This window comes from Pseudomonas sp. NPDC090208 (assembly GCF_044746785.1).
Lineage (GTDB): Bacteria > Pseudomonadota > Gammaproteobacteria > Pseudomonadales > Pseudomonadaceae > Aquipseudomonas.
The window spans coordinates 70749-93431 of record NZ_JBIVCU010000006.1 but is presented as its reverse complement, the minus strand read 5'-3'; the positions used below and the strand labels follow the sequence as shown (position 1 = coordinate 93431).

The 22683-nt window shown below is 60.9% G+C and carries 21 protein-coding genes and 2 tRNA genes; 13 read left to right on the top strand and 10 right to left on the bottom strand.

Annotated elements, in window-relative coordinates; all coding sequences use genetic code 11:
- Window positions 1–109 precede the first annotated feature (109 nt).
- The 4 genes from ACIPL0_RS12530 (at window position 110) to ACIPL0_RS12515 (ending at window position 4782) form a co-directional block, all read left to right on the top strand.
- A tRNA-Met gene (locus ACIPL0_RS12530) sits at window positions 110–186 on the top strand.
- 241 nt (window positions 187–427) lie between these two features.
- A tRNA-Met gene (locus tag ACIPL0_RS12525) sits at window positions 428–504 on the top strand.
- Between the two features lie 334 nt (window positions 505–838).
- Window positions 839–3481 carry a bifunctional lysylphosphatidylglycerol flippase/synthetase MprF gene (mprF, locus tag ACIPL0_RS12520; protein ID WP_400596959.1) on the top strand — a complete coding sequence of 881 codons (2643 nt, stop codon included), beginning with the start codon at window positions 839–841 and terminating at the stop codon, window positions 3479–3481.
- A complete protein-coding gene (locus ACIPL0_RS12515) occupies window positions 3481–4782 on the top strand; it encodes an AcvB/VirJ family lysyl-phosphatidylglycerol hydrolase (RefSeq protein ID WP_400596958.1) in 1302 nt (433 codons plus the stop codon). Before mprF ends, ACIPL0_RS12515 begins: the two co-directional genes overlap by 1 nt.
- A 207-nt stretch (window positions 4783–4989) precedes the next feature.
- On the opposite strand, the gene ACIPL0_RS12510 is transcribed toward ACIPL0_RS12515, so the two are convergent.
- Window positions 4990–6888, bottom strand: coding sequence for a potassium transporter Kup (locus ACIPL0_RS12510; protein WP_400596957.1), 1899 nt, complete (start codon window positions 6886–6888; stop codon window positions 4990–4992).
- A 272-nt stretch (window positions 6889–7160) separates the two neighbouring features.
- On the opposite strand from ACIPL0_RS12510, the gene rimO reads away from it, so the two are divergent.
- Both rimO and ACIPL0_RS12500 read left to right on the top strand, forming a co-directional pair.
- On the top strand, window positions 7161–8498 hold the full coding sequence (gene rimO / locus ACIPL0_RS12505) for a 30S ribosomal protein S12 methylthiotransferase RimO (protein ID WP_400596956.1): 1338 nt from the start codon (window positions 7161–7163) through the stop codon (window positions 8496–8498).
- A 162-nt stretch (window positions 8499–8660) separates the two neighbouring features.
- Entirely contained in the window at window positions 8661–9116 is a 456-nt protein-coding gene (locus ACIPL0_RS12500; RefSeq protein ID WP_400596955.1) for a GNAT family N-acetyltransferase, read from the top strand.
- 127 nt (window positions 9117–9243) lie between these two features.
- Here the strand turns inward: ACIPL0_RS12500 and ACIPL0_RS12495 are convergent, their stop codons facing one another.
- Window positions 9244–10239: an alpha/beta fold hydrolase gene (locus ACIPL0_RS12495; protein ID WP_400596954.1), complete on the bottom strand. Its 996-nt coding sequence runs from the start codon at window positions 10237–10239 to the stop codon at window positions 9244–9246.
- A gap of 161 nt (window positions 10240–10400) precedes the next feature.
- On the opposite strand from ACIPL0_RS12495, the gene ACIPL0_RS12490 reads away from it, so the two are divergent.
- From ACIPL0_RS12490 to tsaA, 3 genes are read left to right on the top strand one after another with little or no spacing between them, the layout of a single operon-like run.
- A complete protein-coding gene (locus ACIPL0_RS12490; RefSeq protein ID WP_400596953.1) occupies window positions 10401–11111 on the top strand; it encodes an rRNA pseudouridine synthase in 711 nt (236 codons plus the stop codon).
- 54 nt (window positions 11112–11165) lie between these two features.
- Window positions 11166–11627 carry a DUF1456 family protein gene (locus ACIPL0_RS12485; RefSeq protein WP_400596952.1) on the top strand — a complete coding sequence of 154 codons (462 nt, stop codon included), beginning with the start codon at window positions 11166–11168 and terminating at the stop codon, window positions 11625–11627.
- A gap of 31 nt (window positions 11628–11658) precedes the next feature.
- The gene (gene tsaA, locus ACIPL0_RS12480) at window positions 11659–12369 is read left to right on the top strand and encodes a tRNA (N6-threonylcarbamoyladenosine(37)-N6)-methyltransferase TrmO (RefSeq protein ID WP_400596951.1); all 711 of its coding nucleotides are present in this window, start codon (window positions 11659–11661) and stop codon (window positions 12367–12369) included.
- Between the two features lie 356 nt (window positions 12370–12725).
- Here tsaA and fpr read toward each other — a convergent pair whose 3' ends face one another.
- Window positions 12726–13505, bottom strand: a complete 780-nt coding sequence (fpr, locus tag ACIPL0_RS12475; RefSeq protein WP_002554680.1) for a ferredoxin-NADP reductase — start codon at window positions 13503–13505, stop codon at window positions 12726–12728.
- 122 nt (window positions 13506–13627) lie between these two features.
- Here fpr and ACIPL0_RS12470 point away from each other — a divergent pair, with 122 nt between their 5' ends.
- Entirely contained in the window at window positions 13628–14554 is a 927-nt protein-coding gene (locus ACIPL0_RS12470) for a LysR family transcriptional regulator (RefSeq protein ID WP_400596950.1), read from the top strand.
- A 154-nt stretch (window positions 14555–14708) separates the two neighbouring features.
- Here ACIPL0_RS12470 and ACIPL0_RS12465 read toward each other — a convergent pair whose 3' ends face one another.
- Window positions 14709–15077 carry a diacylglycerol kinase gene (locus ACIPL0_RS12465; protein WP_400596949.1) on the bottom strand — a complete coding sequence of 123 codons (369 nt, stop codon included), beginning with the start codon at window positions 15075–15077 and terminating at the stop codon, window positions 14709–14711.
- Window positions 15078–15184: 107 nt separating this feature from the next.
- Window positions 15185–15832: a response regulator transcription factor ErdR gene (erdR, locus tag ACIPL0_RS12460; protein WP_400596948.1), complete on the bottom strand. Its 648-nt coding sequence runs from the start codon at window positions 15830–15832 to the stop codon at window positions 15185–15187.
- Window positions 15833–16057: 225 nt separating this feature from the next.
- Between erdR and ACIPL0_RS12455 the strand changes: the two genes are divergently transcribed.
- A complete protein-coding gene (locus ACIPL0_RS12455) occupies window positions 16058–16951 on the top strand; it encodes a DMT family transporter (RefSeq protein ID WP_400596947.1) in 894 nt (297 codons plus the stop codon).
- Window positions 16952–17133: 182 nt separating this feature from the next.
- Here ACIPL0_RS12455 and ACIPL0_RS12450 read toward each other — a convergent pair whose 3' ends face one another.
- Window positions 17134–17844, bottom strand: a complete 711-nt coding sequence (locus tag ACIPL0_RS12450) for a tRNA-uridine aminocarboxypropyltransferase (protein WP_400596946.1) — start codon at window positions 17842–17844, stop codon at window positions 17134–17136.
- Between the two features lie 237 nt (window positions 17845–18081).
- On the opposite strand from ACIPL0_RS12450, the gene ACIPL0_RS12445 reads away from it, so the two are divergent.
- Window positions 18082–18507, top strand: a complete 426-nt coding sequence (locus tag ACIPL0_RS12445) for a quorum-sensing-regulated virulence factor family protein (protein ID WP_400596944.1) — start codon at window positions 18082–18084, stop codon at window positions 18505–18507.
- A gap of 3 nt (window positions 18508–18510) precedes the next feature.
- Here ACIPL0_RS12445 and ACIPL0_RS12440 read toward each other — a convergent pair whose 3' ends face one another.
- Window positions 18511–18705 (bottom strand): hypothetical protein, encoded by a 195-nt coding sequence (locus ACIPL0_RS12440; RefSeq protein WP_400596943.1) that lies wholly within the window; start codon window positions 18703–18705, stop codon window positions 18511–18513.
- Between the two features lie 289 nt (window positions 18706–18994).
- On the opposite strand from ACIPL0_RS12440, the gene ACIPL0_RS12435 reads away from it, so the two are divergent.
- On the top strand, window positions 18995–20113 hold the full coding sequence (locus tag ACIPL0_RS12435) for a TIGR00730 family Rossman fold protein (RefSeq protein ID WP_400596942.1): 1119 nt from the start codon (window positions 18995–18997) through the stop codon (window positions 20111–20113).
- An 88-nt stretch (window positions 20114–20201) separates the two neighbouring features.
- Here ACIPL0_RS12435 and recX read toward each other — a convergent pair whose 3' ends face one another.
- The 3 genes from recX to ACIPL0_RS12420 all read right to left on the bottom strand — a co-directional run bounded on the left by recX (window position 20202) and on the right by ACIPL0_RS12420 (window position 22361).
- The gene (recX, locus tag ACIPL0_RS12430; RefSeq protein ID WP_400596941.1) at window positions 20202–20672 is read right to left on the bottom strand and encodes a recombination regulator RecX; all 471 of its coding nucleotides are present in this window, start codon (window positions 20670–20672) and stop codon (window positions 20202–20204) included.
- 8 nt (window positions 20673–20680) lie between these two features.
- Window positions 20681–21748 (bottom strand): recombinase RecA, encoded by a 1068-nt coding sequence (gene recA, locus ACIPL0_RS12425; protein ID WP_400596940.1) that lies wholly within the window; start codon window positions 21746–21748, stop codon window positions 20681–20683.
- An 85-nt stretch (window positions 21749–21833) separates the two neighbouring features.
- Complete coding sequence (locus ACIPL0_RS12420; RefSeq protein ID WP_400596938.1) at window positions 21834–22361, bottom strand: CinA family protein; 528 nt, start codon at window positions 22359–22361, stop codon at window positions 21834–21836.
- Window positions 22362–22683 lie beyond the last annotated feature (322 nt).

The following is a 22683-nucleotide window of genomic DNA, read 5'->3' as shown; positions in this document are numbered from 1 at the left end:
ACCGGCCCTCTCCGGCCGATCCGCCTTGCTAAGCATTTGAAGAAAAAGCAGTTTTCTTCAGCAAAAGGTTGACACCCTGTCGATCCTCTGTAGAATGCCGCCTCACAGACGCGGGATGGAGCAGCCTGGTAGCTCGTCGGGCTCATAACCCGAAGGTCGTCGGTTCAAATCCGGCTCCCGCAACCAAACGTCTGAAAAAGGCCACTCGCAAGAGTGGCCTTTTTTTTGCGCGCACGAAAAACATGGCCGTTCACATGAATGAAATATCTTTCATCAATGATGGCGCCCTGCCCCGCAGCGCGTCGCGATAAAAGCCTTGTCCGACCGCCACTTAGACGTATCAACAGAAAGAATGCGGTTATTTTGTCGATCCTGGCGTTTAAAGATTGACACCCTGTCGTTCCTCTGTAGAATGCCGCCTCACAGACGCGGGATGGAGCAGCCTGGTAGCTCGTCGGGCTCATAACCCGAAGGTCGTCGGTTCAAATCCGGCTCCCGCAACCAAACGTCTGAAAAAAGGCTACTCGAAAGAGTGGCCTTTTTTTTGCCCGCGGAAAAAGCATCCGAACGGCGTGGATATATGCTTGTCACATTTCGAGGCCTGGACAAACTTTTCACCGTCGGCCTGTAACTGTATGTTGCTGGCCGCGATAGTTTTTTCCCCGTCGGCCGATATGCTGAGTAACAGCTGAACCTGGACTGAATGGTCACCGGATCTTAGTCGTCGTATTCGCCCGTTAGACGTTCAAGCGCTAACATCCTGAATTATTTTTTGCGTAGGGATTGGTAACTTGGCTGTATACCCCCATCCTGTCGCGCACGATCCAAGGAGTGATTGATGCGCGCCAACCCATCCGACACCCACGAAGCCGTCCAAGAGAATCCTTCGGTTCCTCCTGCCCGGCCGCGCGTCCGTGAGCTGATCAGTAAATATCGCCAGCCGATCGGCGTTGGTATCACCATCCTGCTGTTCGCCCTTGCACTGATCGCCTGTCGGCACATGCTGATGGAGCTGGACATCTACGCCCTGCAGGATTCCCTGCTCAGCGTTCCTTTACCATCGCTGGGCGGCGCCCTGCTGGCGACCGCCATCGGCTTTACCATCCTGCTCGGCTACGAGTGGTCTGCCAGTCGCTATGCCAATGTCGACCTGCCAGCAAAAACGCTGGTGATGGGCGGTTTCTGCGCGTTCGCCATCGGCAATGCCGTGGGCCTGTCCATGCTTTCCGGCGGCTCGGTCCGCTATCGCCTGTATTCGCGCCTGGGTCTGGGCGCCGGCGAAGTCGCCCACATGACCCTGTTCGCCAGCCTGTCGCTGGGTTGTGCCCTGCCTCCGCTGGCAGCCCTCGCCACCTTGAGCGATCTGCCTGCCGCCTCGCTGGCCCTGCACTTGCCCGTGCCGCTGCTGGCAACCATTGCCGTTGCAGTACTGGCATTCAGCCTGATCCTCGGTGTGGCGGTGTACCGTCGTCGCCTGCCGGAACAGACGATCCCGCACAACCTGCTGGTCCGCGCCGGCCGCCGCACTCTGCGCCTGCCGGGTCTGCGCCTGACCCTGATGCAACTGGTGATCACTGCACTGGACGTAGCTGCCGCAGCGGCCGTGCTGTATCTGTTGCTGCCCTCGGCACCGCCGTTCGGCGCGTTTCTGCTGGTCTACCTGCTGGCCCTGGCCGCAGGCGTACTCAGCCATGTACCCGGTGGCGTCGGTGTTTTCGAAGCGATTCTGCTCACCGCCTTTGCCGATGAACTCGGCGCGGCGCCACTGGCGGCCGCTCTGCTGCTGTATCGCTTGATCTATGTTCTGCTGCCGCTGCTGGTGGCCTGTCTGGTGCTGCTGTTCAGCGAAGCCAAGCGCCTGCTGTTTGCCCGCCAGGCCATCCGCGTGGCGTCGGGCCTGGGGGCTCCGATCCTCGCTCTGCTGGTATTCCTCTCCGGCGTGGTGCTGCTGTTCTCCGGCGCGACACCGGAAATCGATACCCGCCTGGAAAGCCTGGGCTTCCTGATTCCGCACCGTTTGATCGACGCCTCGCACTTCGGCGCCAGCCTGATCGGTGTGCTCTGCCTGTTGCTGGCCCAAGGCCTGCGTCGGCGCCTGTCGGCGGCGTGGATGCTGACCACCATTCTGCTGTTCGCCGGCTCCGTGCTGTCGATCCTCAAGGGGTTCGACTGGGAAGAAGCCAGCCTGCTGCTGTTGACCGCCTGTCTGCTGGCCGTCTTCCGCCGATCCTTCTATCGTCCGAGCCGCCTGCTGGAACTGCCGTTTTCGCCGCTGTATCTGGTCGCCAGTATCTGTGTGCTGGGTGCATCGTTCTGGCTGCTGCTGTTCGCCTATCAAGACGTTCCGTACAGCCATCAGCTGTGGTGGCAATTCACCCTCGACGCCGACGCACCACGGGGTCTGCGTTCGGCCTTGGGCAGCGCGGTGTTGCTGGTGATCGTCTCGCTGACCTGGCTGCTGCGCACCGCGCGCCCGGTGATCGACCTGCCGGACGAAGAACAGCTGAACAAGGCCGCCGCGATCATCAAGGCATCCAACCAGCCTGACGGCGGTCTGGTGCTGACTGGCGACAAGGCCGTGCTGATGCACCCGGAGGGCAACGCCTTCCTGATGTACGCCCACCGTGGCCGCAGCCTGGTGGCGCTGTATGACCCGATCGGCCCGACCCAGCAACGCGCCGAACTGATCTGGCAATTTCGCGACCTCTGCGACGTGCACCACGCCCGTCCGGTGTTTTATCAGGTACGCGCCGAGAACCTGCCGTTCTACATGGACATCGGCCTGACCGCGATCAAGCTCGGCGAAGAGGCACGGGTCAACTTGCTCGACTTCGACATCGACGCCAAGGGCAAGGAAATGAAGGACCTGCGTTACACCTGGAACCGCGGTGGACGCGATGGCCTGTCGCTGGAGATCTATGAAGTCGGCCAGGCGCCGATGGACGAGTTGAAAGTGATTTCCGATGCCTGGCTGACCGGCAAGAACGTGCGCGAGAAAGGTTTCTCCCTCGGCCGTTTCAGCCTCGACTACCTCAAGCACTTCCGCATTGCCATCGTGCATTTCCAGGGCAAGCCGGTTGCGTTCTCCAACCTGCTGGAAACCTCGCGCAATGAAATCGCGAGCCTGGACCTGATGCGTTCGCACCCGGATGCGCCAAAGCTGACCATGGAGTTCATGATGGTCGGCCTGATCCTGCATTACAAAAAAGAAGGCTACGCCCGCTTCAGCCTGGGCATGGTGCCGTTGTCCGGCCTGCAGCCGCGGCGCGGCGCACCGCTGACTCAGCGTCTGGGCTCGATGGTCTTCACCCGTGGTGAGCAGCTCTACAACTTCCAGGGCCTGCGCCGCTTCAAAGACAAGTTCCAGCCGGACTGGGAGCCCCGTTACATGGCCGTGCCTGCCGGACTGGATCCGCTGGTGGCACTGGCCGATACCGCCGCCCTGATCGCAGGCGGCCTGACTGGATTGGTGAAACGCTGATGATTCAACGCTACTGGCGCTTTTTGCTCGCAGCCCTGGTAATTCTGATAGTCGCGCTGGGCTTCTGGCTGTGGAACCGCCCTGCCGCGCAACCGACCCTCGAACGCATCACCCTGGATGACGGCTCGGCACTGATCCGTGCCACCCCGTCGACCAAGGTCAAGACCCGCGTGGCCCTGGCCGTGACCACCGAAGACGCGCTGACCGAAAAACAGGTCCTGGCCCTGAGCTACGACGCTTCGGCGCAAGTCATCCAGGTCGTTTTGCCGAAAGACGACTGCACGCTGCAGACAAAGACGTTCAACGCTGCGCTGCAAAAGCTCGACGGCGCTCCGGACGTAGTCGCAGGCATCAGCGCCGGCGGCTCGGTCGCCTGGGACTGGCTGGCCAGCCAGAACAACGACAAGGCGCAGGCGGTTTCGGTGAACTTCGTCCTCAATCAGCCGGACTGCAAGGTTCCACCGCCGAAAGCCGCTGCCCATGGCAAATGGACCGTGGCCTGGAACGACGGTCCGGATGACGACACCGCTGTCTTCGTGCGTGATACCCCTAACGCCGAAACCAAAATCAGCGACTACGACATCAAGTACCCGCAGATTCTCAACACCGAAGTCCGTCATCTGCTGATCGCCGATGACGCCAACGGCGGCCTGAACATCCCGGTGGTGGAAGTGCCTTCGAGCCAGCCATCGGACACCGTCACCCTGTTCCTTTCCGGTGACGGCGGCTGGCGCGACCTGGACAAGGACGTGGCAGGCGACATGGCGAAATCGGGCGGCTACCCGGTGGTCGGCATCGACACCCTGCGCTACTACTGGGAACACAAATCGCCGGAGCAGACTGCCACCGACCTCAGTGAACTGATGGCGCACTACCGGCAGAAATGGGGTGCCAAGCACTTCGTGCTCGCAGGCTATTCGTTCGGCGCCGATGTGTTGCCTGCGATCTACAACCGCCTGCCGGAAGAAGACAAGGCCCGCGTCGATGGCATCATTCTGCTCGCCTTCGCTCGCAGCGGCAGCTTTGAAATCGCCGTGGAAGGCTGGCTCGGCGCTTCCGGCAAAGAAGCCGCTACCGGCCCGGAAATGGCCAAGCTGCCGGGCGACAAGGTGTTCTGCGTCTATGGCGTGGAAGAGAAGGACGAAAGCGGCTGTACCGAAGCCACCGCTCCAGGTCAGAAGCAACAACTGCCCGGTGGCCACCACTTCGACGAGGACTACCCGGCGCTGGCCAAGCGCCTGATCGCGGTCATCGACAAGTGGAAAGGCAAGGAAGCGCCAGAGTCGGCCAGCGCGGAGTAAGTCCCGCCCATAAAAAATCCCCGCTAGCCGATGGCTGCGGGGATTTTTTTATGCCTGCAAAAAGCCACATGATCCTGCGATCTTGCCCCGTTGCTGGCATCGATCATCTGTGGGAGCGAATTCATTCGCGAGACGACGGACCAGACGAAGAATGTGTATCGGACATTCCGGCCTCTCGCGAATGAATTCGCTCCCACAAGGGATGGTTTACATCTCCACCTGCGTGCCCAGTTCGATCACTCGGTTGAACGGCAGCTTGAAGAACCGCAGGTTGCCGTTGGCGTTCTTCAACATGAACGCGAACAGGCCTTCGCGCCAGCGCGCCATGCCCACCAGCTTGGACGACACCACGGTCTCGCGGCTGAGGAAGTAAGTGGTGCGCATCGGGCTGAAGTCCAGATCAGGCAGATGGCACAGCTTCAGCGCTGCCGGCACATCCGGCTCGTCGATGAAACCGAAGTGCAGGATGACCCGGAAGAAGCCCTCGCCATACGCCTCGACCTCAAACCGCTGGGCCGCCGGCACCCGTGGCGTGTCTTCGTAAACCACCGTCAACAGCACCACCTGCTCGTGCAACACCTGGTTGTGCAGCAGGTTGTGCAACAGCGCATGGGGTACGGCGTCCGGGCGCGCAGTGAGAAACACGGCGGTGCCCTGCACGCGGTGGGGCGGCTGCACGCGGATACTGCTGATGAAGATCGGCAGCGGCAGGCCACCTTCGTCGATACGCTCCACCAGCAGCTGCTTGCCGCGTTTCCAGGTGGTCATCAGGATGAACAGCGCGATACCCGCCAGGAACGGGAACGCACCGCCCTGCACCACCTTCGGTACGTTGGCGGCGAAGAACATACCGTCCACGAACAGGCAGCCCAGCAAGATCGGCACCGCCACGAACGGCGACCAGCGCCAGGCCAGCAGCATGACCGACGACACCAGAATCGTGGTGCACAGCATCGTGCCGGTCACCGCCACACCGTACGCCGAAGCCAGCGCGCCGGACGACTCGAACCCCAGCACCAACAGGATCACGCCGACCATCAGCGACCAGTTCACCGCACCGATGTAAATCTGCCCCTGGGCATCACTGGAGGTGTGCTGGATGTACATGCGCGGGATGTAACCGAGCTGGATGGCCTGCAAGGTCATGGAGAACGCGCCGGAAATCACCGCCTGCGAGGCGATAATGGTCGCCAGCGTCGACAGGCCGATCAGCGGCAACAGCGCCCAGCTCGGCGCCAGCAGATAGAACGGGTTACGCACCGATTCCGGGTCTTCGATAACCAGCGCACCCTGACCGAAATAGTTGAGCACCAGCGCCGGCAGCACCAGCCCGAACCAGGCGCGGGAGATCGGTTTGCGACCGAAGTGGCCCATGTCCGCATACAGGGCTTCGGCACCGGTCAGCGCCAGCACCACCGCGCCCAGCACAGCTACACCAATGCCCGGATGAGCGATGAAGAAGCGCACGGCCCACGCCGGATTGACCGCGTTGAGCACTTCCGGCTGACGGATGATGCCGTGAATGCCGAGAATGCCCAGCACTACAAACCAGGTCACCATCACCGGGCCGAACAGCACGCCGATCCGCGCCGTACCGTGGCGCTGGATCAGAAACAGCCCGACCAGCACGATCAGGGCAATCGGCACAACCCAGTGATCGAGCCCGTCGAAAGCCAGCTCCATCCCCTCGACCGCCGACAACACCGAAATGGCCGGGGTGATCATGCTGTCACCGTAGAACAGCGCCGCACCGAACAGGCCAAAGACGATCATCGATGCCTGCAGCTTCGGGTATTTCGCCGACGCACGTCGCGCCAGCGCAGTCAGGGCCATGATGCCGCCCTCGCCGTCGTTGTCGGCACGCAACACCAACACCATGTACTTGAACGACACGACCCACACCAGCGCCCAGAAGATCAGCGAAAGGATCCCCAGCACCGCATCGTGCCCCGCCTGCACGCCATAGCCGCCAGCGAAGACTTCCTTGATCGTATACAGCGGGCTGGTGCCGATATCGCCGTATGCCACCCCTACCGCCGCCACCAAAAGGCTCAACGGTTTCGCTGAATGCTGTCCGGTCTCTGCCTGACTCGTTGCGTGACCCATTTACCACTCCTGAAACATGACTCGTGCACTGCGAACCGCCGCTGTCGGATCGACCCCGAGCGCTGCAGTAAATTCCGCTGAAACCCACCGACAAGGGCCGTCGGTCTCAACGCGGCGAAGCATAGCGCAGCACTCGTCGTAATTCTCGGTATAACACTGGTCAATCGTTCGACTGATCGCTAGAATTGCGCACTTTTTGATCAGAGGCGCCCCAAGCGCCCAGTCGGTGCCCTTGGCCAGTCGCCCGGGCACACCTACGCCGAGGTTAGTCAATGTCCACCGTTACCACGCCTGCCGCCCCCAAGGTCGGTTTCGTTTCTCTGGGTTGCCCGAAGGCGCTCGTCGATTCGGAGCGCATCCTCACTCAGCTGCGCATGGAAGGCTATCAGGTCGTGCCGACCTACGAAGACGCCGACGTGGTGGTGGTCAACACCTGCGGCTTCATCGACAGCGCCAAGGCCGAATCTCTGGACACCATCGGTGAAGCCCTGGCAGAAAACGGCAAGGTCATCGTCACCGGTTGCATGGGTGTGGACGAGAGCGTCATTCGCAACGTGCACCCGAGCGTGCTGGCCGTGACCGGTCCACAGCAGTACGAGCAGGTGGTCAATGCCGTCCATGACGCCGCCCCACCGAAGCTCGATCACAACCCGCTGATCGACCTGGTGCCGCCACAAGGCATCAAGCTGACCCCGCGCCACTACGCCTACCTGAAGATTTCCGAAGGCTGCAACCACAGCTGCAGCTTCTGCATCATCCCGTCGATGCGCGGCAAGCTGGTCAGCCGTCCGGTCGGCGACGTGCTCGACGAAGCCCAGCGCCTGGTCAAGGCCGGCGTCAAGGAGCTGCTGGTGATCTCCCAGGACACCAGCGCCTACGGCGTCGATGTCAAATACCGCACCGGTTTCTGGAACGGCCAGCCAGTAAAGACCCGCATGACCGAACTGTGCCAGGCGCTCAGCTCGCTGGGCGTGTGGGTGCGCATGCACTACGTTTACCCGTACCCGCATGTGGACGAGATCATCCCGCTGATGGCCGAGGGCAAGATCCTGCCGTACCTGGACATCCCGTTCCAGCACGCCAGCCCGAAGATCCTCAAGCTGATGAAACGCCCGGCGTTCGAAGACAAGACCCTGGCGCGCATCAAGAAATGGCGCGAGCAATGCCCGGACCTGATCATCCGTTCGACCTTCATCGTCGGCTTCCCCGGCGAAACCGAGGAAGATTTCCAGTACCTGCTGGACTGGCTGACCGAAGCGCAGCTGGACCGCGTCGGCTGCTTCCAGTACTCGCCGGTCGAAGGCGCGCCAGCCAACCTGCTGGACGCACCGATCGTGCCGGATGACGTCAAGCAGGACCGCTGGGACCGCTTCATGGCCCATCAACAGGCCATCAGCGCTGCCCGTCTGCAGATGAAGATCGGCAAGGAAATCGAAGTGCTGATCGACGAAGTGGACGAACAAGGCTTCGTCGGCCGTTCCTTCTTCGACGCGCCGGAAATCGACGGCAACGTGTTCGTCGAAAGCGACCGCGACCTCAAGCCGGGCGACAAGGTGCTGTGCCGCGTGGTCGATGCCGATGAGTACGACCTGTGGGCCGAGCCGGTCTGAAATCGCTTCGCGAGCAAGCTCGCTCTCACAGGTCAGCGGTTGACGCTGTGGCGGCGAGCTGATGTTTCAACGAACCCCGCCCGTCAAACGGCGGGGTTTGTTTTTTCTGGCTATTGTCATCACATTAAGGACTGACCAGAAAGAACAAGGAGACGCGGCACCATGACCCACCACTCGGTCATTTATCTGCCCAAGCCACACGATTACGCCGAGCTGACCCGGGTATGGGAAGCCTCCGTGCGCGCTACTCACGATTTCCTCCCGGATGACTACATCGCCCTGCTGAGAAACCTGCTGGAGACGCAGTATCTGGACACGGTGAGTCTGTTCTGCACCCGCGATTCGCAGCTGCACATCACCGGTTTCGGCGGCACCAGCCCGGGCAAGCTGGAGATGCTGTTCATCCATCCTGACTACCGTGGCATGGGCCTGGGCAAGAAGTTGCTGGACTACGCCATCGAGCACTTCCAGGTGAACGAACTGGACGTCAACGAACAGAATCCGCAGGCGTTGGGGTTCTACGAGAAACAGGGCTTCGAGGTGGTGGGACGTTCAGAGGTGGACGGCCTGGGGCGGCCGTATCCGATGTTGCGGATGCATCGCAGGAAGGTGAGGTAACAATGTAGGAGCCGGCTTGCTGGCGAACGCGCCTTGCCTTACACATCAATGTCGACTGAACCGACGCATTCGCCAGCAAGCCGGCTCCTACAGGTCTAGCGGTGACGGTTATACAGCGGCGAGCACATTAGCGCTTCAAGCTCTCCAGCAACACCCGGTTGAACTGCTGCGGGTCCTGAATCTGCGGTGCATGCCCCAGCCCGGCGAACTCCACCAGCGTGGCCTGCGGAATGCGTTTGGCCGCAGCCTTGCCCAGCTCGGGATAGTTACCCAGCGACTTGCGCAGCTCTTCCGGCGCAGCGTCTTTGCCGATGGCGGTGTTGTCCTTCTGGCCGATGAACAGCACGGTCGGCATCTTCAGCTTCTCGAAGTCGTAGAACACCGGCTGGTTGAAGATCATCCCGTAGGTCTGCGCCGAGGCCCGCGCCACTTCTTCCTTGCCCTTGCCGTTGAACATCCCGGCCTGCATGTCGACCCAGTGATCGAACTCCGGCCGCCATTCATTGGCGTAGTAAGTCGACTGCTGATATTTGCGGATACTCTCGGCGCTGGTCTTCAGCTCGCGGGCGTACCAGTCGTCAAAGCTGCGGTCGGGCACGCCCTTGGCTTTCCAGTCCTCCAGACCAATCGGGTTGACCAGCAGCAACTGGTCGACTTGATCCGGGTACATCAGGGCAAAGCGGGTTGCCAGCATGCCGCCCATGGAATGCCCCATCACGGTGACATGGTCGATGCCCAGATGAGCCAACAGCGCCTTGGTGTTCTGCGCCAGTTGCTCGAAGCTGTATTGATAGTCGGCCGGCTTGCTGGAGCGACAGAAACCGATCTGGTCCGGCGCCACCACGCGGTATCCCGCCGCCGTCAGGGCCTTGATGCTGCCTTCCCAAGTGGCGCCGCAGAAGTTCTTGCCGTGCAGCATCACCACTGTGCGGCCATTGGGCGTACCGCTCGGCCTGACGTCCATGTAGCCCATCCTCACCTGGGCGCCCTGGGAGTCGAAACTGAAATCCTGCGCCGGGAACGGGTACTGGAACCCTTCCAGTTGCGGGCCATAGGACGGCGTTTGCGCTGCCATCAGCGGCAGACTGACGCTCATCAGCAGCGCGGGTAGCCATTTGCTCATGTAGAAGCTCCGGACAAAGTGAGAATCAGGGCAAACCCTCGCTGCCCCGGTAAAAAACCTCCGAATGGAGGCGTATTCGCCGGGCATTTTCAATGTTGCCGCGATTAACGGTGCTTGCACGGGTACAATAGGCGCCTTTTCCTGCTGCCACGGCTTTTCTCATGACTGACCCCATTCGCCTTTCCAAACGCCTGATCGAGCTGGTCGGCTGCTCCCGCCGGGAGGCCGAGCTGTTCATCGAGGGTGGCTGGGTCACCGTAGACGGTGTCGTCGTCGACGAGCCGCAGTTCAAGGTCGATCAGCAGACCGTCGCGCTGAGCCCGGACGCCAAAGCCGTGACTCCGGAAGCCGTGACCCTGCTGTTCAACGTACCCGCCGGCATGTCCCCGGAAAGCGCCCTGCCGCTGATCAGCCCGGCCAGCCTGTCGGCCGAACACAGCTTCGGCAAGCGTCCGCTCAAGGGCCATTTCCTGCGTCAGGAAGCGATCTCGACTCTGCAAGCCAACGCCGGTGGCCTGATGGTGTTCAGCCAGGACTGGAAGATCCTGCGCAAGCTCACCGATGACCGCAGCAAGATCGAACAGGAATACGTGGTCGAGGTGGCTGGCGAAATGGTCGCCCACGGCCTCAACCGCCTGAATCACGGCATGACTTACAAAGGCAAGGAACTGCCCAAGGTCAAGGCCAGCTGGCAGAACGAAACCCGTCTGCGCTTCGCCATGAAAAACCCGCAGCCCGGCGTCATCGCCCAATTGTGCGAAGCGGTGGGCCTGAAGGTCGTGTCGATGAAGCGCATTCGCGTCGGCGGCGTGTCCATCGGCAAGGTGCCCGAAGGCCAGTGGCGCTACATGACCGACAAGGAAAAGTTCTAAGCCTTTCTCTCAGCGCCGCGCCCGATTGCGCGCGCTCATACAGGATTACGCATCATGATGAACAACGACGTACTGCGCAGCATCCGTTACATGCTGGATATCAGCGACGGCAAGGTTGCAGACATCATCCGCCTGGGCGGTCTGGAAACCAGCAAGACTCAGGTCATGGCCTGGATGAAAAAGGACGAAGAAGAAGGCTTCGAGCCGTGCAGCGATGAAGTGCTGGCGTATTTTCTGGATGGTCTGGTGTTCTTCAAGCGCGGCAAGGACGAAAGCCGTCCGCAGTTGCCGATCGAGCTGCCAATCACCAACAACATCATCCTGAAGAAGCTGCGCGTGGCGTTCGAGCTGAAAGAGGAAGACCTGCACGACATCCTCAAGGCCGTTGACTTCCCGGTGTCCAAACCGGAGCTGAGCGCGCTGTTCCGCAAGGTCGGTCACAACAACTACCGTCCGTGTGGCGATCAGTTGCTGCGCAACTTCCTGCGCGGCCTGACCCTGCGCGTGCGCAGTTGAGCACGATCGGTCATTCGATGAGCCCTGCCCTGTGAACTCTGGCTACAACGTCTCCCCCGTCGGCTTCGTGCGCTCCTGCTTCAAGGAGAAATTCGCCATCCCGCGCCAGCCGCAACTGGCGCCGGCCGCACGCGGAGTACTGGAACTGCTGCCACCCTTCGACCAGGGCGACGCGGTACAGGGGCTGGAGCAGGTCAGCCATGTCTGGTTGCTGTTTCTGTTTCATCAGGCGCTGGAAGACAAGCCGCGCCTGAAGGTGCGCCCACCGCGCCTGGGCGGCAATCAGTCGATGGGCGTATTCGCCACCCGCGCCACTCACCGCCCCAACAGTATCGGGCAGTCGGTGGTGCGTCTGGAGAAGGTCGAGGCTGGTCGCTTGTGGCTGTCCGGCATCGACCTGCTGGACGGCACACCGGTGCTCGATATCAAGCCGTACGTGCCTTATGCCGATGCTGTTGCCGACGCCCATAACGACATGGCAGCTGCGGCGCCCGAGTTGATCCCCGTGGATTGGGATGACCCGGCACTGTTACAGGCCCGCGATCATGCTCTGCGTCTGGGCGAACCGCTGGTGGAGCTGATCGAGCAATGCCTGGCCCAAGACCCGCGTCCGGCCTATCAGGTGCCGACACCGGAACGTCGTTACGGCGCGCAGTTCTGGGATCTCGACGTACGCTGGCATTACCCGCAGGCCGGGCAGATTCGGGTGCTGGAAGTCGTTCCCAGCCACAAATCCGCGTAGTCATAGCCGGACAGACGGCTTTTGTGGGAGGGAGCCCTGCTCGCGAAGGCGTCATGCCAGACACCACACCATTGAGCCCTCTGTCGCAGTCCGGCTTGCTGGCGGCAGCGATCTCAAGGGTGTCACCGCCGGCAAGCCGGACTGCTACAAAGACAGTGTCCACCTCCAGGCAGGCACCTTTTCAACGCCCACAAAAAAACCGCCTGGTCCGTGACCTCCAGGCGGTTTTTTTCAGACCCTGAAGTTGCCAGAGCCTGTACTGACTCGATCGCGGACAAATTCGCTCCCACACCTTGTGCGAGCGATTCATCCACGATGGGTCGGATTCAGTGCCTGCCTTGCGGCAGGCCGATGTATCACTTCTCGACGAAAGCGCGTTCGATCAGGTAGTCACCCGGCTCACGCATGCGTGGCGAAACGGTCAGGCCGAAGCTGTTCAGCACTTCGCTGGTTTCGTCGAGCATGCTCGGGCTGCCGCACAGCATGGCGCGGTCGTCCTGCGGGTTGATCGGTGGCAGACCGATGTCGCTGAACAGCTTGCCGCTGCGCATCAGGTCAGTCAGACGACCTTCGTTCTCGAATGGCTCGCGAGTCACTGTCGGGTAGTAGATCAGCTTGTCGCGCAGCGCTTCACCGAAGAATTCGTTCTGCGGCAGGTGCTCGGTGATGAACTCGCGGTAGGCGACTTCGTTCACGTAGCGCACGCCGTGGCACAGGATGACCTTTTCGAAACGCTCGTAGGTTTCAGGGTCCTGGATCACGCTCATGAACGGCGCCAGACCGGTGCCGGTGCTCAGCAGGTACAAGTGTTTGCCGGGCTTGAGGTCATCGAGTACCAGCGTGCCGGTAGGCTTCTTGCTGATGATGATCTCGTCGCCTTCTTTCAGGTGCTGCAACTGCGAGGTCAGCGGGCCGTCCGGCACCTTGATGCTGAAGAACTCCAGATGCTCTTCCCAGTTCGGGCTGGCGATGGAGTAGGCACGCATGAGCGGGCGCCCGTTCGGCTGCTGCAGACCGATCATGACGAACTGACCGTTCTCGAAGCGCAGACCTGGATCACGGGTGCACTTGAAACTGAAGAGGGTGTCGTTCCAGTGGTGGACGCTGAGGACACGCTCGTGATTCATGTTGCTCATGGTACGTGGGAACTCCTGAAAATTTGCATGCACCGGTCAAGGCGCCATTGCGCGATATTCTAGTGGCAGACACAATATCTGTTAACTGGATTATCAAGATATGGGTTATCGGTTATATAGATATGCGATTCACGCTTCGTCAACTCCAGGTATTCGTCGCCGTGGCCCAGCAGGAAAGCGTTTCCCGCGCGGCTGTGCAACTGTCGCTGTCGCAATCGGCGGCCAGTACCTCCATCACCGAACTCGAACGGCAGTCCAGTTGCCAGCTGTTCGATCGCGCCGGCAAACGCCTGAGCCTGAACGCCACCGGACGCCAGTTGTTGCCACAGGCCGTCGCCCTGCTCGACCAGGCCAAAGAGATTGAAGATCTGCTCAACGGCAAGTCCGGTTTCGGCTCGCTGGCCGTGGGCGCCACGCTGACCATCGGCAACTATCTGGCGACCCTGCTGATCGGCAGCTTCATGCAGCGCCACCCGGAAAGCCAAGTGAAGCTGCATGTGCAGAACACCGCCAATATCGTGCAGCAGGTGGCCCATTATGAAATCGACCTGGGCCTGATCGAGGGTGACTGCAGCCACCCCGACATCGAAGTACAAACCTGGGTCGAAGACGAGCTGGTGGTGTTCTGCGCGCCGCAGCATCCGCTGGCCAAACGCGGTCAAGCGACCTTGAAGGAACTGACGCAGGAAGCGTGGATTCTGCGAGAACAGGGTTCGGGCACACGCCTGACGTTCGATCAGGCCATGCGTCATCATCTCAACAGCCTGAATGTGCGGCTGGAGTTGGAACACACCGAAGCGATCAAGCGCGCGGTCGAATCAGGTCTGGGGATCGGCTGCATTTCCCGCCTGGCGCTGCGCGACGCTTTCCGACGCGGCAGTCTGGTGGCGGTGGAAACCCCGGAGCTGGATCTGGTGAGGCAGTTCTATTTCATCTGGCACAAACAGAAGTACCAGACCTCGGCGATCCGCGAGTTTCTCGATCTGTGCCGGTCGTTCACCGCTGGCGTGAGCCGCAGTGACGAGATCGTTTTGCCGAGTATTGCCTGAATAGACAACCCGCATACCCTGTGGGAGGGAGCTCTGCTCGCGATGGCGTCATGCCAGTCGACATTGTGGTTTCGGATCTACCACTATCGCGAGCAGAGCTCCCTCCCACGGGCTTCGCCCAGAATCAAAAGAGGCATTGCAGGCAGGCTTTGTCTCACCCCAACAAAATCAACGCCCAGACCACGGCAATCATGGTCAACGCCACCAACTGGGCAGCGCTGCCCATGTCCTTGGCGTTTTTCGACAGCGGATGGCGATCCAGAGAAATCCGGTCAATCGCCGCTTCAATCGCCGAGTTGAGCAACTCGACGATCAACGCCAGCAGGCAGACTGCAATCAGAATCGCGTGCTCACCACGGCTGACGTGAAAGAAGAACGACAGCGGAATCAGGATGACATTGAGCAGCACCAACTGGCGGAACGCGGCTTCGCCTTTGAAGGCAGCGCGCAGACCGTCGAGGGAATAACCAGAAGCGTTGAGGATGCGTTTAAGGCCGGTTTGACCTTTGAAAGGCGACGTCATAAGGCGGACTACTGATAAATGAAGACGGTGGAGGCTAGTCCGACGGCAGTCAAAAAAGTGTGAAGAGCAGCCGTCGAAGGCCCGAAACAGACGCAGGGCGCCCGGACTCAGTTGGGCGCAATCGATTCCAGTTGTTGCAGCAGCAATGCAGCCTGAGTACGCGTGCGCACACCCAATTTGCGGAAGATCGCGGTGACGTGGGCCTTGATGGTCGCTTCCGACACATTCAGCTCATAGGCGATCTGCTTGTTCAACAGACCTTCGCAGACCATGGTCAGCACGCGGAACTGTTGTGGTGTCAGGCTGGCAAGGCCTTCGCTGGCCGCCTTGGCTTCCGCCGAAACGCTGACGCTTTCATTGACCTGCGGCGGCCACCAGACATCGCCGTCGAGCACCGTACGCACCGCTTGCTGGATGGTTTCCAGCGAGCTGGATTTAGGGATGAAGCCGCTGGCCCCGAACTCGCGAGACTTGACCACGACTGCTGCCTCTTCCTGGGCTGACACCATCACCACCGGCACCTGCGGGTACTGCCCACGCAGCAGCACCAACCCGGAAAAACCGTAGGCACCCGGCATGTTCAGATCGAGCAGGACCAGATCCCAATCGGCCTTTTCAGTCAGACGCGCTTCCAGACCGGCGATGCTGTCGGCTTCGACCAGACGAGCGTCAGGCCCCAGGCCAAGGGTCAGCGCCTGACGCAGAGCGCTGCGAAACAGGGGATGGTCGTCGGCGATCAGGATGTCGTAGGTCATTTCATGATCCTGTTTATAAGCGGATGCCGACGGATTCGGCTCCCGCAATGGCATCGCTAAATGCCAGTCGATGCGCAGCGCGCCAACCGGGCGCAACCGCGTGGAAATCAGACAGAATGCGGTGTTCAGCCCTGTCTGCGGCGCCAAGAATGCCCAGCGAAGCCGGGGTGGTCAAGCGTGGCGCTTTACGGCACAGTCTGCGGCCCTGACCAGTAGAGTGCCATCATGCAAAAACACGCCCTGCGAGCGGACCTCCTCATGCTGCTGACCGCAATGATCTGGGGCTCCGGATTCGTCGCACAGACCGCCGGCATGGATCATATCGGCCCGTATCTGTTTTCCGGCCTGCGCTTCGCCCTGGGCTCTCTATGTCTGCTGCCGCTGATCCTTCGCCGCCCCGCCAAAGGCCCCGCACCTGAGCCCCTGCTCACTCGCGGCCTGCTGCAAGGCGGTGTCGCCATGGGCATCGCCCTGGCGCTGGGCATCAATCTGCAACAGGTCGGCCTGCTGTTCACCAGCGTGACCAACTCCGGCTTCATCACCGGGCTGTATGTGATTGTAGTTCCGCTTCTGGGCCTTTTGCTGGGCCACAAGACGGGCATGGGCACCTGGCTCGGCTGTGTGCTGGCGGTGCTCGGCATGTTTCTGCTCAGTGTCGGCGATGACTTTCATGTCGCGTCCGGCGACTGGCTGCAATTGATCGGCGCGTTCGTCTGGGGCGGGCACGTGATTCTGGTCGGCCTGTTCGCCAGCCGTCATGATCCGGTGCGCTTGGCGTTTCTGCAGTTCGTCACCTGTTCGCTGGTGAGCCTGATTCTGGCACTGATCTTCGAGCCGATCTCGCTGGCTGCCATCGTTGCCGCTGGCCTTGCCCTGCTGTATGGCGGCGTGGTCGCGGTCGGCATCGGCTACACCCTGCAAGTCGTCGCGCAAAAAGACGCCATCGCCTCCCATGCGGCAATCATTCTGTCGCTCGAAGCGGTGTTCGCGGCGATTGCCGGGGCGTGGTTGCTGGGCGAAGCGCTGCAACCGCGGGGTTATGCGGGCTGTGCGCTGATGCTGGCGGGTATGCTGCTGGCGCAATTGTGGCCGAAAAAGGCGGAGCGTGTTGTTTCTTGACCCTCCCCGAAATCGCTTCCACTTACCAGACATACGGATGATCTGATGTGGGAGGGAGCTCTGCTCGCGATAGCGGTCGATCAGCGATTACTCTGCTGACTGACACTCCGCCTTCGCGAGCAGGGCTCCCTCCCACAGGGTTCGCGCAGACCTGAAAACACTCCTGGCTGTCTGGCAGGCTGCTACAGATACGGCTTCAGATAGCTATGGGGCGCGTCATCCGGATCAATCGGCAATTGGAACTTCGCGCCCAGATAATGTGCGCTGAACACATCCAGGTAAGCATCCAGCACACCGCTGGCCTGCTGATCGTCGGCCAGCTCCAGACACAGCGCCGCCACCTCTGCCGTACAGAAATGATCGTCGCGCTTCGACCGGCGCAGGCGATAACGTGACATCTGCTCCGGCTCCAGACTCAGCACCGGCAGGTGATCCAGATACGGACTCTTGCGAAACATCTTGCGCGCTTCCGGCCAGGTCGCGTCGAGCAGAATGAACAGCGGGCGCTTGCCGTCAGCCACTCGCACCTCGGTCACCACCCGCTCAGGCTCGACGAACTCGCCCGGGAAGACAATGTAAGGCTGCCATTGCGGATCATTGAGCAGCGCTGGCAGACGCTCATCGACCTCTATGCGCGACCAGCCGAACGCTTCGGTGTCCTTGATCACATCGGCAATCAGCCAGCCGGTGTTGGTCGGTTTCAGCGGCTCGGTGTCATACATCAACAGACACACCGCCGAGCGCGCCTGAACCGATGGCTTCCAGGCGCACAGGCAGTAGCTCTCGATCACTCGACACTGCGGGCAACGCGGGGCGCGTGAGCCACGGGCAATGAAAGGCTTGGTGCTGCGCGCCAGCCGTTCGGCGCGCAGGCGGAAAACAGCATGGCTCATGACAAGCACCGCCCGGGCAAAGGGATCGGGCGGCAAAAAGACAGCGACACGATGGACATCCGGCAGGAAAAAAGTCGGCGCAGTCTATCAGAAGCGGCCTGTTCACTGGTGTCCGCCGAGGCGACTCCCCTATACTGCCGGGCCTTGAACGCCTGAATATCACCAGTGAACGCTTGTGCCTGTCACCGGTCCAACGGCCAGCCTCAGCACCACCTTCCACTGCTCCCGGAGAATCCAATGCTGCGCTTCATCGCTCCCACCCTCACGCTTCTGCTCGTCGCTCCGCTGTGCGCCAACGCGGCGTCCAAGCAGGATTACGAACTGAGCCAGATGCTGGAAAAAGTCGCGAAGGAAAGCAGTGTCGGCACACCGCGCGCGATCAACGAGGACATCCTCGATCAGGGTTACACCGTCGAAGGCAACATGCTGATCAACCACCTGAGCGTACAGGCCGGCCACGCAGCTCAAATGCGCGAGAACCCGGACCTCGTTCGCGGCCAGTTGGGCGCCAGCGTCTGCCACAACGCCGGCTATCGCCAGTTGATGGCCAAGGGCGCGATCCTTCGCTACCAATTCTCCGAGTACAAGACCAACCGTCCGATCACCACTCAGGAGATCAAGGCAGCTGATTGCGCGGCCAAGCCGCCAGCGAAGAAAAAGTAAGGCTCAATGACTCGCCGCGCGCCGCTGCTGATCATCGGCGCGCAACTCGGCCACCAACGCCTGCAAGTAGTATGAACGCCTGCCGTCATTCCTCAGTCGGCTCAGGCATTCCTGTTCAAGGGTCAGTTGATGGCTGTCCGCAGCTTCATTCAGCAAGCGGAACAGGTCGTGATCGACCTCTAGCCGGATGATCTCCATTGTCTCCCTCCATGGGTCGTCCACGCCCTTTGCGCGGCGCGGGCAAACTTGATGACTGCCGATCGGGGCATCCCTCCACGGGAGCTTGCCGACGCTATCCAGATTGCGATGGCAGCTATTGGCCATCTGTTCAGTAAATCACAAGCGATCGAGCTGCACGCGCTGCCCGACGAGCGGGAAAACAGAGCCCGATTGCACCAAACAATCGTTGCCAGCCCCTCCGTTCGGGCACATCATCAATCCTGTCGCAGCAGACAGGATTGAGATTTTGCAAAAGGAGAAAGCCTGAATGCCTTACGTCCCCAACGATGTGTTGTCTCGTCATTTTCAGAGCAACGGGATCGACCATACCGGCAAAGTCGAAGAACAACTCGCCCTGATCGCTCCCCACAGCCCCAATCTTCCGTTGTACCGCGACATGATCCTGACCGTCCTGCGCATGGCCCAGGACGACCGCAATCGCTGGAATGCCAAGATTGTCCTGCAGACGCTGCGGGAAATGGAAAACGCCTTTCGCGTGCTCGAACGATTCAAGGGGCGCCGCAAGGTCACGGTGTTCGGCTCGGCGCGCACGCCGGTCGAACACCCGATGTTTGCCCTGGCCCGGGAACTGGGCGCCAGCCTCGCGGCCTCCGATCTGATGGTCATCACCGGCGGCGGTGGCGGCATCATGGCCGCCGCCCATGAGGGTGCGGGGCTGGACCACAGCATCGGCTTCAATATCACCCTGCCGTTTGAACAACACGCAAACGCCACCATCGACGGCACCGACAACCTGCTGTCATTCCACTTCTTCTTCACCCGCAAGCTGTTCTTCGTCAAGGAAGCCGACGCGCTGGTGCTCTGCCCTGGCGGCTTCGGCACGCTGGATGAAGCCCTGGAAGTGCTGACCCTGATCCAGACCGGCAAGAGTCCGCTGGTGCCGGTGGTCCTGCTTGACGCGCCGGGCGGTACGTTCTGGGAAGGCGCACTGACGTTCATCCGCAATGAACTGGAAGGCAACCGCTACATCCTTCCTTCCGACATGAACTTGCTGAAGCTGGTGTACAGCGCGGACGAGGCCGTTGCCGAAATAAACCAGTTCTACGGCAACTACCACTCCAGCCGCTGGCTGAAGAACACCTTCGTCATTCGCATGCAGCATCCATTGACCGACAAGGCACTGGCAGAGATGCAGCAAAGCTTTGCCGATCTGCGTCTGAGCGACGATTTCCGTCAATACGGGAGTCAGGAAGAGCACGACGACGAAGCGCAATTCAGCCACCTGACGCGACTGGCATTCAGATTCAATGGCCGCAATCAGGGACGTCTGCGCGCGTTGGTGAATTTCATCAATCAGAGCGAGAACTGGGCCAGACCAGCTTCACCGCAGCACGTGCGCGGTAGAGAGCCGTTGCAGACCACTTGAGGGAGATTTGTAACAGTCCGGCTTACCGGCGATAGCCACTCAAAAAGCCATCGCAGGCAAGCCAGGCTGCTACGGGCAGGCAAAACAGCTAGTAATCGTCGCTGCTTTTACCGCTCAACAAACGGCTGATGAGCTCCGGGGGAAATCCGCGATAACTCAGAAAGCGCATCTGCTGCCCCCTTTCACGGGCATCCTTGGGCAACTGTCCGGCAAACTTGCGCTGCCAGGACTCTTCCAGCTTTTCTCGCCAGTCGATCCCGCATTCACGCAACGCCTGTTCGATATCGGAGCGTTGCAAACCGCGTTGGCCCAACTCTTCACGGATACGCAAAGGGCCATAGCCGGAACGGGCGCGATAGGAAACGAAACTTTCGAGGTAACGGGATTCGGAAAGCAGTCCCTCTTCCGTCAAACGGTCGAGGGCTGATTCGATCAGCTCGGGGGGAGCGCCGCGCTGACGCAACTTGCGCGTCAGCTCGACTCGACCATGCTCGCGGCGTGCGAGCAGGTCCATTGCAGTACGCCGTACTGCGACCGGCGTATCCAGCTCAACTGACATGACGGCAATCAGAGGTCGGCGTCAGCTTCGATTTCAGCCATGTCGTCTTCTTCGGCAACACGGGAAGCCTGGGCTTTGACGTCAGGTGCTGCAGTCAGCAGTTTGTCGCGGATCTGTTTCTCCAGGGTCGCGCCGATTTCCGGGTTGTCCTGCAGGAACTTGGCCGAGTTGGCTTTACCCTGACCGATCTTGTTGCCCTGGTAGCTGTACCATGCGCCGGATTTTTCCAGCAGACCGTGCAGCACGCCCAGGTCGATGATTTCGCCGTTGCGGTAGATACCCTTGCCGTAAAGAATCTGGAACTCGGCCTGACGGAACGGCGGAGCCACCTTGTTCTTGACGATCTTGACGCGGGTTTCGCTGCCGACCACTTCGTCGCCTTCCTTCACCGCGCCGGTACGGCGGATGTCCAGACGAACCGATGCGTAGAACTTCAGCGCGTTACCACCGGTGGTGGTTTCCGGGCTGCCGAACATCACACCGATCTTCATACGGATCTGGTTGATGAAGATGACCAGGCAGTTGGCGTTCTTGATGTTACCGGTGATTTTGCGCAGCGCCTGAGACATCAGACGGGCTTGCAGGCCGACGTGCATGTCGCCCATTTCGCCTTCGATCTCGGCCTTTGGAACCAGCGCGGCCACGGAGTCGACCACGATCACGTCGATGGCGTTGGAACGCACCAGCATGTCGGTGATTTCCAGCGCCTGCTCGCCGGTGTCCGGCTGCGAAACCAGCAGGTCGTCGACGTTGACGCCCAGCTTGCCGGCGTATTCAGGATCGAGCGCGTGTTCGGCGTCGACGAATGCACAGGTCGCGCCCATTTTCTGGGCTTCGGCGATCACCGACAGGGTCATGGTGGTCTTGCCGGACGATTCAGGGCCGTAGATTTCCACGATACGGCCTTTTGGCAGGCCGCCGATGCCCAGCGCGATGTCGAGGCCCAGCGAGCCAGTGGAGATGGCAGGAATAGCCTGGCGGTCATGGTCACCCATGCGCATCACGGCACCTTTGCCGAACTGGCGCTCGATCTGACCCAAGGCCGCAGCCAAGGCTTTCTTCTTGTTCTCGTCCATTGAAGTCCTCTCGTAATCGGTTAGGCCTCACGGCCGATATAACTGTATAAGTGAACAGTATTATTCCACAGGGTTGAGCCCACGCCTACCCCCGATTTGGTATTTCTCCGCGGGTCAGGCCGATCAGGCCCTCTAGCGCGGCCTTCACCGTTTGTCGGCGTACGGCATCGCGATCGCCGGCAAACTGAAAACGCAGGGAAATCAATTGCTCGGCAGCGCCCCAGCAAATCCAGACTGTCCCTACCGGCTTCTCGACCGAACCACCGTCCGGACCGGCCACACCGCTGACCGCCACCGAAAACTGCGCACCACTGTTGGCCTGCGCTCCCTGGGCCATGGCTTCGACCACTTCGCGGCTGACCGCACCGACCTGGCCGAACAACTCATGGGGCACGCCCAACTGCCGGGTTTTCTGTTGATTGGAATAGGTGACATACCCCGCCTCGAACCAGGCCGAGCTGCCGGGAATACGCGTAATCGCTTCGGCAATGCCGCCGCCGGTGCAGGATTCGGCGGTGCTGACCTGCGCGCTCACGTCCCGCAGGCGCTGGCCGAGCAAGGCCGAAAGTTCGGTGATTTCATCCACGGCGCTTCTCCGTATCGTTGAAGACATTCGCGCACACGCTACACGACCGAAGCGCGTGCGCAAGACAGGGCCGGGCGTAACAGGCTGAGCAATGCATCTGGCAATCCTTTTCGAAGTTGCCGTCCTCTGGGCGGGCGGCGACTTCGACAGCCTAGACAGCCTGCAGCGCCTCGTGTCGATCCGGAAACGCGCAGTGACGAATACGCCGGGCCTGCGATCACTGACCGTGCGTGGTAACCTTGCCCATCGCAAAAATAGCCGGATCCGACGCCATCCCCCTTCGCGGGTGCCTCAGGCGTTGCCCCACATTTGCCCCAATCTCCCACGAATTTGCCCGAATTGCCGATGA